This is a genomic window from Streptococcus fryi, from assembly GCF_053206505.1.
The window spans coordinates 1-10593 of the sequence record NZ_JBRUGW010000048.1 but is presented as its reverse complement, the minus strand read 5'-3'; the positions used below and the strand labels follow the sequence as shown (position 1 = coordinate 10593).

At 33.2% G+C, this 10593-nt stretch carries 13 protein-coding genes; 5 read left to right on the top strand and 8 right to left on the bottom strand.

What is annotated here, in order from left to right; translation table 11 throughout:
• Both ACVRZH_RS09510 and ACVRZH_RS09505 read left to right on the top strand, forming a co-directional pair.
• Positions 1–128, top strand: a 128-nt coding sequence (locus tag ACVRZH_RS09510; RefSeq protein WP_447455049.1) for a GMP synthase (glutamine-hydrolyzing), incomplete at its 5' end; no start/stop codon positions are given.
• 208 nt (positions 129–336) lie between these two features.
• Positions 337–648, top strand: a complete 312-nt coding sequence (locus ACVRZH_RS09505) for a nucleotidyltransferase family protein (RefSeq protein WP_447455048.1) — start codon at positions 337–339, stop codon at positions 646–648.
• Positions 649–661: 13 nt separating this feature from the next.
• Here the strand turns inward: ACVRZH_RS09505 and ACVRZH_RS09500 are convergent, their stop codons facing one another.
• From ACVRZH_RS09500 to ACVRZH_RS09485, 4 genes are all read right to left on the bottom strand, one after another.
• A complete protein-coding gene (locus ACVRZH_RS09500; protein WP_447455047.1) occupies positions 662–1837 on the bottom strand; it encodes a site-specific integrase in 1176 nt (391 codons plus the stop codon).
• Positions 1830–2048, bottom strand: coding sequence for a DUF3173 family protein (locus ACVRZH_RS09495; RefSeq protein ID WP_447455046.1), 219 nt, complete (start codon positions 2046–2048; stop codon positions 1830–1832). Before ACVRZH_RS09495 ends, ACVRZH_RS09500 begins: the two co-directional genes overlap by 8 nt.
• Before the next feature lie 217 nt (positions 2049–2265).
• Positions 2266–3594, bottom strand: a complete 1329-nt coding sequence (locus ACVRZH_RS09490; protein WP_447455045.1) for a Rep family protein — start codon at positions 3592–3594, stop codon at positions 2266–2268.
• 492 nt (positions 3595–4086) lie between these two features.
• A complete protein-coding gene (locus ACVRZH_RS09485; RefSeq protein WP_447455044.1) occupies positions 4087–4497 on the bottom strand; it encodes a hypothetical protein in 411 nt (136 codons plus the stop codon).
• A 247-nt stretch (positions 4498–4744) separates the two neighbouring features.
• Between ACVRZH_RS09485 and ACVRZH_RS09480 the strand changes: the two genes are divergently transcribed.
• Together ACVRZH_RS09480 and ACVRZH_RS09475 are read left to right on the top strand one after the other, a co-directional pair.
• Positions 4745–5182, top strand: coding sequence for a helix-turn-helix domain-containing protein (locus tag ACVRZH_RS09480; RefSeq protein ID WP_447455043.1), 438 nt, complete (start codon positions 4745–4747; stop codon positions 5180–5182).
• A gap of 329 nt (positions 5183–5511) precedes the next feature.
• Positions 5512–5823, top strand: coding sequence for a nucleotidyltransferase family protein (locus tag ACVRZH_RS09475; RefSeq protein WP_447455048.1), 312 nt, complete (start codon positions 5512–5514; stop codon positions 5821–5823).
• A gap of 13 nt (positions 5824–5836) precedes the next feature.
• On the opposite strand, the gene ACVRZH_RS09470 is transcribed toward ACVRZH_RS09475, so the two are convergent.
• The 4 genes from ACVRZH_RS09470 to ACVRZH_RS09455 all read right to left on the bottom strand — a co-directional run bounded on the left by ACVRZH_RS09470 (position 5837) and on the right by ACVRZH_RS09455 (position 9672).
• Positions 5837–7012 (bottom strand): site-specific integrase, encoded by a 1176-nt coding sequence (locus ACVRZH_RS09470; protein WP_447455047.1) that lies wholly within the window; start codon positions 7010–7012, stop codon positions 5837–5839.
• The gene (locus tag ACVRZH_RS09465; protein ID WP_447455046.1) at positions 7005–7223 is read right to left on the bottom strand and encodes a DUF3173 family protein; all 219 of its coding nucleotides are present in this window, start codon (positions 7221–7223) and stop codon (positions 7005–7007) included. Before ACVRZH_RS09465 ends, ACVRZH_RS09470 begins: the two co-directional genes overlap by 8 nt.
• Positions 7224–7440: 217 nt before the next feature.
• Positions 7441–8769 carry a Rep family protein gene (locus ACVRZH_RS09460; RefSeq protein WP_447455045.1) on the bottom strand — a complete coding sequence of 443 codons (1329 nt, stop codon included), beginning with the start codon at positions 8767–8769 and terminating at the stop codon, positions 7441–7443.
• A gap of 492 nt (positions 8770–9261) precedes the next feature.
• Positions 9262–9672 carry a hypothetical protein gene (locus tag ACVRZH_RS09455; RefSeq protein WP_447455044.1) on the bottom strand — a complete coding sequence of 137 codons (411 nt, stop codon included), beginning with the start codon at positions 9670–9672 and terminating at the stop codon, positions 9262–9264.
• Positions 9673–9919: 247 nt separating this feature from the next.
• Between ACVRZH_RS09455 and ACVRZH_RS09450 the strand changes: the two genes are divergently transcribed.
• Positions 9920–10357, top strand: coding sequence for a helix-turn-helix domain-containing protein (locus tag ACVRZH_RS09450; RefSeq protein WP_447455043.1), 438 nt, complete (start codon positions 9920–9922; stop codon positions 10355–10357).
• Positions 10358–10593 lie beyond the last annotated feature (236 nt).

Genomic DNA, 10593 nt, shown 5'->3' with positions numbered 1-10593 from the left:
ACTTCGCCAAACTTCCTTGGGAAGTGCTCCAAAAAATTTCAACACGTATCGTCAATGAAGTTGACCATGTCAACCGTATCGTCTACGATATCACAAGCAAACCACCAGCAACTGTTGAGTGGGAATAGAGTTAATAAGTATAAAAAGCCTATGAAATCAACATTTCTAAGGCTTTTTAGTTTGTATTGACAACAGTTTAGCAACAAAAACAGATCATTTTTATCAACTGCGTTGATGACTCCTTTTTTCGTTCAACAGACTACGCTAGTCAAACTTCAAAAAGGAGTGTTACCAGTCTAAAATTCTGATATAATAATCTAAAAAGGAGTACTTGCTATGGTTTATACAATAGACGAAATTCGTGAAAAAATAGTACCAGTTGCTAAGAAGTATAACCTTTCGGCAGTGTATCTTTTTGGCTCCTATGCACGTGGTGAAGCTGATGAATCAAGTGATGTTGATTTAGCCTATGATGATTTAGATGATAGATATGACATTATGTCATTAGTTGGAGAAGTTTCCAATATTTTTAGTGAGGACGTTGATTTTTTAGATATGGATAGGTTATTGTCTCCATCAACAAATGTTGGTCAACTAGTGAAACGTAACTTTTTAAGGGAGAGAATTTTATTGTATAAAAGAAAATAGTTTAACAAGTAAATTACTTATTAAATTTGAGCGTATGTTGATTCCCTTTAAAGTTTGACGACCTAACATTGCTTTCTAAAACTACAACTTTTCCAGTCATTCGATTAGCAACCTCTTTCATAGCATTAGGTCTTAAATGAGAGTATGTGCCTAAAGTAGTCTTAATATCTGAGTGACCTAAGCGATTTTGCATTTCTAAATCATTCATACCAAGAGACAACATAAAACTTGCATGTGAATGTCTTAAATCATGAATACGTATTGATTTTACGCCAGCAAACTCACTATGCACCTGCAACACACGTTTTAACGTTGACTTTACTAATGGATTATCTGCCAAGGAAAATACAAATCTGCATTCTCCCATCTGGAATTGAGCCTTTTTCCAGTCTCTGAGATATTTCAAGGTATCATCATCAAGATAAAGCAGTCTAATGCCTGAAATAGATTTCGTTTCCGTAATACACCATTCGTTTTGATTTTTATAATACATTGAGCAATCTATCAAGACTGTACCACTACTAAAATCAATTTTGGACCACTCAATAGCTTGTAACTCACTAGTACGAACACCAGTCATGAAGAAGAACCAAAAAGTTGTAAAATAAAGCAAATCATAGATGTTATTCTTGTCAAATGTAGCAATAAACTGTTGGAACTCCTCGACTGTCCAAAAGTCCACTTTCGGACGGTCTTTTTTCACGTTGCCGACAGTCTTGGCAACATTAGTCTGCAACATACCTAAGCGAACGGCTAAATCAAAAACTTGTTGTAATATCTGATGAACAGAACGGATATAATTATTTGATAGTCCTTCAATAAACATGGCATTCTGCCATTGCTTAACATGGGGAGGTAGAATATCTGATAATTTCATATTATCAAAATAGGTTAGTCTTTTAAACTTTGAACATGACATATCAAAAGTACGTTGTCTAACTTGACTTTGATAATCTGGTATAAAATAATCATCTAGGAATTTTTTAAACGTCATTGAGCTATTGCTTGATAATGCACCTTTTCCAAAATCAGCAAGTATTCTCATGCGCCATTCTAAAGCTTCCTTTTGCGTTTTAAAGCCGTTTTTGAACTTATGTATCCTTTTACCTGTTATAGTATCGAATCCAAGCGATACAGACGCTCTAAATGTACCATTTGGCATTGAATAAACATTAGAAATTTTAGGCATGTTCTGCTACTTCCTTATCTAGCAAATCAGTTTCATCAATTTTTACACCCAAAATTTCCTCAACTGTTTCTAAAGGTACTCGACCCAACCCCTTACTTTCATACCACGTTAGTCCTTGACTAGCTAATTTTGCTTTTGCTTGCTTTACTAACATCATAGCCTGCCAAGAACTAAAACCAAGTTTCATTAAATCTTTTTTTACCACAAACATAGTTTTTATTTCCCTTTCATGTTATAATTTTCTTAGTTGTTTTTTATATTTGATGCGGTTTGCCGACTGCATCATTTTTTTTAGTTTGCAATACCTTACTTTACTTTGTAAAAAGATATAAATATCTGGCAAGTATTGATACAATTGTGGATCTTGTCTAAAATCGACAAGATACGTTTGATTTTTTTTAGTGCGTACTGTGAATATAACAATCTTCCTAGTCATTTGTCACGTCCTTTACTTTCTTAGGCAAAATTCTAGGATAAATATACTTGTCTAATAAATTTGTGATAAACTCATCTTTATTTTGTGATGAATACAAATCTTCATAATTAAAATTTAAAACAACACTAGAGCCATCAGAACGTTGATAGTGCGCATTAGCTTTATCTTTCTTAACTTCTGACACACTATAAAAAGGTTTTTCCATACCGTGTTTCTTAGATATCTCTGTCGAAAAATTAACACGTCTTAAATACTGGTTTAAATCTTCTGTTTTAATATTACCGAAAAACTGTTTTGGTGACATATAAGCTGTCATCACAATCAATCTAGGAACAACTAACTTATTTTGGTAACGTGCCGACATTCTAGCAGAATTAAGTGGGTCAAACAATTTTAACCAGTCGCTCGCAGATAAGCTATCTTCTCGTAAATCATCTAAAAATAAGATTTCTTCACCGTAATAATTATCAAATGGATTTTTTGAACTAGCAGGATAGCATTCCCCTTTTAATCCGTTTTCTCTTAAACGTTCAGACACCTTTAAAATCAGTTCATTTGCAAGGTGGGTTTTACCTATACCTGGTTCACCTTGAATATAAAGAACTGTTAGCTGATAGTTGCCCTTTTTTAAATCCTTTAAACGTAAGACGGTTTCACGTTCACCAAAAAAGTTGAAACTCTCTCTAAATTTTTGTTGGTTATTAGCAAATAAGAAAGCTAGTTCATCATCTTCCATAACTTCCAAATAATTTAATTCTCCCTTTTGGACTTTGGATAAAACTAAATCAAGACTTTCATCTGACTTTTCACGCTTTTTAGTTGCTGCATATTTTTCAAAATCATCTCTGTTTTGATTGATAAAACTTTCGTAATCAAGCGTTTCAAAGGTTTCGACATCATCAATAGGATATTGATACTTGTCTTTATCTTTAGCATGGATAAGATAGGCTAAAGCGTTAATACGTGTATAAGCACGACCACCTTTTGATTTTGGAGTTTCAATCCGTTCACGTTCCAAACCTAATGCCATAGCCACTTTTGATAAGTCAATACGTTTAGGAAAATCAATATAAGCATGGATATGAGGCTCTACCAATTTTGTACCATAGGATATATCTTTATCATGTACCACTATCGCAAACTCTACAAACTCATCATCTTCAACCAAACTTCTAACACGGTCAAAAATAATTCTAAAAATTTGTTCCTTATTCTTTTCCCAATCATCAAGTAATTGTTTTTCTTGTATTGACCAATCCCAATAGTTAGATTTTAATTGTTGTTCAATCAAAAATCGTTTATTTCTAATCCTTTTCGTCATATATTATCTCCTTTCAAAAATTATTTTCTTTCCATTTTCAATGGTTTTTCAACATTTTTTTGGGCATATACTCCATTTTTTCGAGTATATACCCATGTATATGCCCAAGTATAAACCCATGATTTTGGCTGTTTTTCTTCCCTAACGCGTACGCTGGACCGTTCCGATGTCCCACGGAGAAATGCTTTCAAATCAAGGTTTTTCCTTGTTTTGCACCATTCTGTCGTCAAGTCCTAGAATGGTGCGCGCATAGTATTTTGGGCATATGGGCATATACTATGCCAAAAAACTCTTGAGGACAAAATGCTCTTCAATATCACGGTTAAAAATGAAAATTTATGAAAACAACAAAATCACTAAATAATTGAGGACTACGTGGTTCTGGTCTGGCGTGCCGTCATGCCGTCGTGCCGTCAGGCGGTCTATGACCGCCCTAGTCACTAGTCATTAGTCACTTGACCTCACCACTTGTCTCAATTATTTGCTAGCACCTTAAAGCAGTTTCAAACCACTAGAAACCAATTTTAGTCCCTTATAGCTTGGATTGCGACCATCTACCCATTGAGCCATAACCTTATAATCAAGCAACTCAACAAAAGCAAACTGTGCATTTGCGATTGCTTCTTCAATCGTATCAAGACTACCTAACACCTCAATAGTGATTGTTTTGACATCTTCAATATCAATCAAGCCTTGTTCAACAGCACTTGCAGTCCGTTCATCAATACCGTTAAGCAGATAACTGTCAACAATATCAGTAGGTTTGCCGTCTTTATATTTATTACGTGGACGGGCTTGAGTAAAGTTAATCTTTACTTTTTTAGGGATGTAAAATTGAGAACTATCTAAAGCCATATCTTTAAGTGACAGTTCGCTTGTTAGTTTTATTTTGTTATTTGCCATTATTATTTACCTCTTTCATTTTCTATGCTATAATTTACTTAACAATTTTTCTTATGTCTTTGAGTAACGTTTTTCTCAAAGACTTTTTTTATACAATCATAAGTCATTACCTCACTTTCACTTGCCAAACATTTGTATAGTTTGGTATAATTAGTCTCACTAGGACTAATTATAGTTTAGTCCAAATAAGACTAATTGTCAATTAAAAAATAGTCTTGTTTGGAATTTTTATGAAAGAGGTCTTTTTATGTTAGATTTTCCAAATAGATTAAAAGAAAAACGAAAAAATAGAGGATACACCCAAGAAAAGATAGCCCAGATGTTAGATATTGGGCAAAGTGCTTATGCTAAATGGGAAAATGGTAGAACTGAACCTACCCTAGAAAATATTGTAAAATTATCAAGCATACTTGATACCACAACAGATGAACTCCTTGGACAAACTAAATTTTCTATGATAAATTATGTGCCATTAAGAGATATTGATATTAGTAAAATACAAAATTTTTCATCGAGAGAACTTGATACCTTTAAGCACTCAATTTGGATACAAGCAATACAAGATAGACGTACATTACAAGAACTAGCAAATGAGCTAGAAGAAATACATATGCTAGATGACAAGCAAAAAAAAATTCTGACCACAATAACGGCAGAATTACAAGAATACTTAGATAAACCTTAACAACAATTCAACAACAACACATTCAAATAATAACGAATAATACTTATTGATTGTATTATCAAACGCTATAAAATCAACAATTCTAGTCAATCAATATCTGACTATTAGCGAGTGGGAATAGAGTTAATAAGTATAAAAAGCCTATGAAATCAACATTTCTAAGGCTTTTTAGTTTGTATTGACAACAGTTTAGCAACAAAAACAGATCATTTTTATCAACTGCGTTGATGACTCCTTTTTTCGTTCAACAGACTACGCTAGTCAAACTTCAAAAAGGAGTGTTACCAGTCTAAAATTCTGATATAATAATCTAAAAAGGAGTACTTGCTATGGTTTATACAATAGACGAAATTCGTGAAAAAATAGTACCAGTTGCTAAGAAGTATAACCTTTCGGCAGTGTATCTTTTTGGCTCCTATGCACGTGGTGAAGCTGATGAATCAAGTGATGTTGATTTAGCCTATGATGATTTAGATGATAGATATGACATTATGTCATTAGTTGGAGAAGTTTCCAATATTTTTAGTGAGGACGTTGATTTTTTAGATATGGATAGGTTATTGTCTCCATCAACAAATGTTGGTCAACTAGTGAAACGTAACTTTTTAAGGGAGAGAATTTTATTGTATAAAAGAAAATAGTTTAACAAGTAAATTACTTATTAAATTTGAGCGTATGTTGATTCCCTTTAAAGTTTGACGACCTAACATTGCTTTCTAAAACTACAACTTTTCCAGTCATTCGATTAGCAACCTCTTTCATAGCATTAGGTCTTAAATGAGAGTATGTGCCTAAAGTAGTCTTAATATCTGAGTGACCTAAGCGATTTTGCATTTCTAAATCATTCATACCAAGAGACAACATAAAACTTGCATGTGAATGTCTTAAATCATGAATACGTATTGATTTTACGCCAGCAAACTCACTATGCACCTGCAACACACGTTTTAACGTTGACTTTACTAATGGATTATCTGCCAAGGAAAATACAAATCTGCATTCTCCCATCTGGAATTGAGCCTTTTTCCAGTCTCTGAGATATTTCAAGGTATCATCATCAAGATAAAGCAGTCTAATGCCTGAAATAGATTTCGTTTCCGTAATACACCATTCGTTTTGATTTTTATAATACATTGAGCAATCTATCAAGACTGTACCACTACTAAAATCAATTTTGGACCACTCAATAGCTTGTAACTCACTAGTACGAACACCAGTCATGAAGAAGAACCAAAAAGTTGTAAAATAAAGCAAATCATAGATGTTATTCTTGTCAAATGTAGCAATAAACTGTTGGAACTCCTCGACTGTCCAAAAGTCCACTTTCGGACGGTCTTTTTTCACGTTGCCGACAGTCTTGGCAACATTAGTCTGCAACATACCTAAGCGAACGGCTAAATCAAAAACTTGTTGTAATATCTGATGAACAGAACGGATATAATTATTTGATAGTCCTTCAATAAACATGGCATTCTGCCATTGCTTAACATGGGGAGGTAGAATATCTGATAATTTCATATTATCAAAATAGGTTAGTCTTTTAAACTTTGAACATGACATATCAAAAGTACGTTGTCTAACTTGACTTTGATAATCTGGTATAAAATAATCATCTAGGAATTTTTTAAACGTCATTGAGCTATTGCTTGATAATGCACCTTTTCCAAAATCAGCAAGTATTCTCATGCGCCATTCTAAAGCTTCCTTTTGCGTTTTAAAGCCGTTTTTGAACTTATGTATCCTTTTACCTGTTATAGTATCGAATCCAAGCGATACAGACGCTCTAAATGTACCATTTGGCATTGAATAAACATTAGAAATTTTAGGCATGTTCTGCTACTTCCTTATCTAGCAAATCAGTTTCATCAATTTTTACACCCAAAATTTCCTCAACTGTTTCTAAAGGTACTCGACCCAACCCCTTACTTTCATACCACGTTAGTCCTTGACTAGCTAATTTTGCTTTTGCTTGCTTTACTAACATCATAGCCTGCCAAGAACTAAAACCAAGTTTCATTAAATCTTTTTTTACCACAAACATAGTTTTTATTTCCCTTTCATGTTATAATTTTCTTAGTTGTTTTTTATATTTGATGCGGTTTGCCGACTGCATCATTTTTTTTAGTTTGCAATACCTTACTTTACTTTGTAAAAAGATATAAATATCTGGCAAGTATTGATACAATTGTGGATCTTGTCTAAAATCGACAAGATACGTTTGATTTTTTTTAGTGCGTACTGTGAATATAACAATCTTCCTAGTCATTTGTCACGTCCTTTACTTTCTTAGGCAAAATTCTAGGATAAATATACTTGTCTAATAAATTTGTGATAAACTCATCTTTATTTTGTGATGAATACAAATCTTCATAATTAAAATTTAAAACAACACTAGAGCCATCAGAACGTTGATAGTGCGCATTAGCTTTATCTTTCTTAACTTCTGACACACTATAAAAAGGTTTTTCCATACCGTGTTTCTTAGATATCTCTGTCGAAAAATTAACACGTCTTAAATACTGGTTTAAATCTTCTGTTTTAATATTACCGAAAAACTGTTTTGGTGACATATAAGCTGTCATCACAATCAATCTAGGAACAACTAACTTATTTTGGTAACGTGCCGACATTCTAGCAGAATTAAGTGGGTCAAACAATTTTAACCAGTCGCTCGCAGATAAGCTATCTTCTCGTAAATCATCTAAAAATAAGATTTCTTCACCGTAATAATTATCAAATGGATTTTTTGAACTAGCAGGATAGCATTCCCCTTTTAATCCGTTTTCTCTTAAACGTTCAGACACCTTTAAAATCAGTTCATTTGCAAGGTGGGTTTTACCTATACCTGGTTCACCTTGAATATAAAGAACTGTTAGCTGATAGTTGCCCTTTTTTAAATCCTTTAAACGTAAGACGGTTTCACGTTCACCAAAAAAGTTGAAACTCTCTCTAAATTTTTGTTGGTTATTAGCAAATAAGAAAGCTAGTTCATCATCTTCCATAACTTCCAAATAATTTAATTCTCCCTTTTGGACTTTGGATAAAACTAAATCAAGACTTTCATCTGACTTTTCACGCTTTTTAGTTGCTGCATATTTTTCAAAATCATCTCTGTTTTGATTGATAAAACTTTCGTAATCAAGCGTTTCAAAGGTTTCGACATCATCAATAGGATATTGATACTTGTCTTTATCTTTAGCATGGATAAGATAGGCTAAAGCGTTAATACGTGTATAAGCACGACCACCTTTTGATTTTGGAGTTTCAATCCGTTCACGTTCCAAACCTAATGCCATAGCCACTTTTGATAAGTCAATACGTTTAGGAAAATCAATATAAGCATGGATATGAGGCTCTACCAATTTTGTACCATAGGATATATCTTTATCATGTACCACTATCGCAAACTCTACAAACTCATCATCTTCAACCAAACTTCTAACACGGTCAAAAATAATTCTAAAAATTTGTTCCTTATTCTTTTCCCAATCATCAAGTAATTGTTTTTCTTGTATTGACCAATCCCAATAGTTAGATTTTAATTGTTGTTCAATCAAAAATCGTTTATTTCTAATCCTTTTCGTCATATATTATCTCCTTTCAAAAATTATTTTCTTTCCATTTTCAATGGTTTTTCAACATTTTTTTGGGCATATACTCCATTTTTTCGAGTATATACCCATGTATATGCCCAAGTATAAACCCATGATTTTGGCTGTTTTTCTTCCCTAACGCGTACGCTGGACCGTTCCGATGTCCCACGGAGAAATGCTTTCAAATCAAGGTTTTTCCTTGTTTTGCACCATTCTGTCGTCAAGTCCTAGAATGGTGCGCGCATAGTATTTTGGGCATATGGGCATATACTATGCCAAAAAACTCTTGAGGACAAAATGCTCTTCAATATCACGGTTAAAAATGAAAATTTATGAAAACAACAAAATCACTAAATAATTGAGGACTACGTGGTTCTGGTCTGGCGTGCCGTCATGCCGTCGTGCCGTCAGGCGGTCTATGACCGCCCTAGTCACTAGTCATTAGTCACTTGACCTCACCACTTGTCTCAATTATTTGCTAGCACCTTAAAGCAGTTTCAAACCACTAGAAACCAATTTTAGTCCCTTATAGCTTGGATTGCGACCATCTACCCATTGAGCCATAACCTTATAATCAAGCAACTCAACAAAAGCAAACTGTGCATTTGCGATTGCTTCTTCAATCGTATCAAGACTACCTAACACCTCAATAGTGATTGTTTTGACATCTTCAATATCAATCAAGCCTTGTTCAACAGCACTTGCAGTCCGTTCATCAATACCGTTAAGCAGATAACTGTCAACAATATCAGTAGGTTTGCCGTCTTTATATTTATTACGTGGACGGGCTTGAGTAAAGTTAATCTTTACTTTTTTAGGGATGTAAAATTGAGAACTATCTAAAGCCATATCTTTAAGTGACAGTTCGCTTGTTAGTTTTATTTTGTTATTTGCCATTATTATTTACCTCTTTCATTTTCTATGCTATAATTTACTTAACAATTTTTCTTATGTCTTTGAGTAACGTTTTTCTCAAAGACTTTTTTTATACAATCATAAGTCATTACCTCACTTTCACTTGCCAAACATTTGTATAGTTTGGTATAATTAGTCTCACTAGGACTAATTATAGTTTAGTCCAAATAAGACTAATTGTCAATTAAAAAATAGTCTTGTTTGGAATTTTTATGAAAGAGGTCTTTTTATGTTAGATTTTCCAAATAGATTAAAAGAAAAACGAAAAAATAGAGGATACACCCAAGAAAAGATAGCCCAGATGTTAGATATTGGGCAAAGTGCTTATGCTAAATGGGAAAATGGTAGAACTGAACCTACCCTAGAAAATATTGTAAAATTATCAAGCATACTTGATACCACAACAGATGAACTCCTTGGACAAACTAAATTTTCTATGATAAATTATGTGCCATTAAGAGATATTGATATTAGTAAAATACAAAATTTTTCATCGAGAGAACTTGATACCTTTAAGCACTCAATTTGGATACAAGCAATACAAGATAGACGTACATTACAAGAACTAGCAAATGAGCTAGAAGAAATACATATGCTAGATGACAAGCAAAAAAAAATTCTGACCACAATAACGGCAGAATTACAAGAATACTTAGATAAACCTTAACAACAATTCAACAACAACACATTCAAATAATAACGAATAATACTTATTGATTGTATTATCAAACGCTATAAAATCAACAATTCTAGTCAATCAATATCTGACTATTAGCGAGTGGGAATAATATAGAAAGTAAAATTGAACGTTTTACGCTGATATTATAAGGGTTTTCGATGTTAGAATGGTATATAAACTATCTTTTTAGACATAATACCCCGCCAAAAAACCTCTCTCGAGTT

What these genes read in the sequence shown, in the direction of transcription:
- ACVRZH_RS09460 (WP_447455045.1), bottom strand. Translation starts at nt 8,769, where the DNA reads ATGACGAAAAGGATTAGAAATAAACGATTTTTGATTGAACAACAATTA.
- ACVRZH_RS09500 (WP_447455047.1), bottom strand. Translation starts at nt 1,837, where the DNA reads ATGCCTAAAATTTCTAATGTTTATTCAATGCCAAATGGTACATTTAGA.
- ACVRZH_RS09465 (WP_447455046.1), bottom strand. Translation starts at nt 7,223, where the DNA reads ATGTTTGTGGTAAAAAAAGATTTAATGAAACTTGGTTTTAGTTCTTGG.
- ACVRZH_RS09495 (WP_447455046.1), bottom strand. Translation starts at nt 2,048, where the DNA reads ATGTTTGTGGTAAAAAAAGATTTAATGAAACTTGGTTTTAGTTCTTGG.
- ACVRZH_RS09480 (WP_447455043.1), top strand. Translation starts at nt 4,745, where the DNA reads ATGTTAGATTTTCCAAATAGATTAAAAGAAAAACGAAAAAATAGAGGA.
- ACVRZH_RS09450 (WP_447455043.1), top strand. Translation starts at nt 9,920, where the DNA reads ATGTTAGATTTTCCAAATAGATTAAAAGAAAAACGAAAAAATAGAGGA.
- ACVRZH_RS09455 (WP_447455044.1), bottom strand. Translation starts at nt 9,672, where the DNA reads ATGGCAAATAACAAAATAAAACTAACAAGCGAACTGTCACTTAAAGAT.
- ACVRZH_RS09490 (WP_447455045.1), bottom strand. Translation starts at nt 3,594, where the DNA reads ATGACGAAAAGGATTAGAAATAAACGATTTTTGATTGAACAACAATTA.
- ACVRZH_RS09470 (WP_447455047.1), bottom strand. Translation starts at nt 7,012, where the DNA reads ATGCCTAAAATTTCTAATGTTTATTCAATGCCAAATGGTACATTTAGA.
- ACVRZH_RS09475 (WP_447455048.1), top strand. Translation starts at nt 5,512, where the DNA reads ATGGTTTATACAATAGACGAAATTCGTGAAAAAATAGTACCAGTTGCT.
- ACVRZH_RS09505 (WP_447455048.1), top strand. Translation starts at nt 337, where the DNA reads ATGGTTTATACAATAGACGAAATTCGTGAAAAAATAGTACCAGTTGCT.
- ACVRZH_RS09485 (WP_447455044.1), bottom strand. Translation starts at nt 4,497, where the DNA reads ATGGCAAATAACAAAATAAAACTAACAAGCGAACTGTCACTTAAAGAT.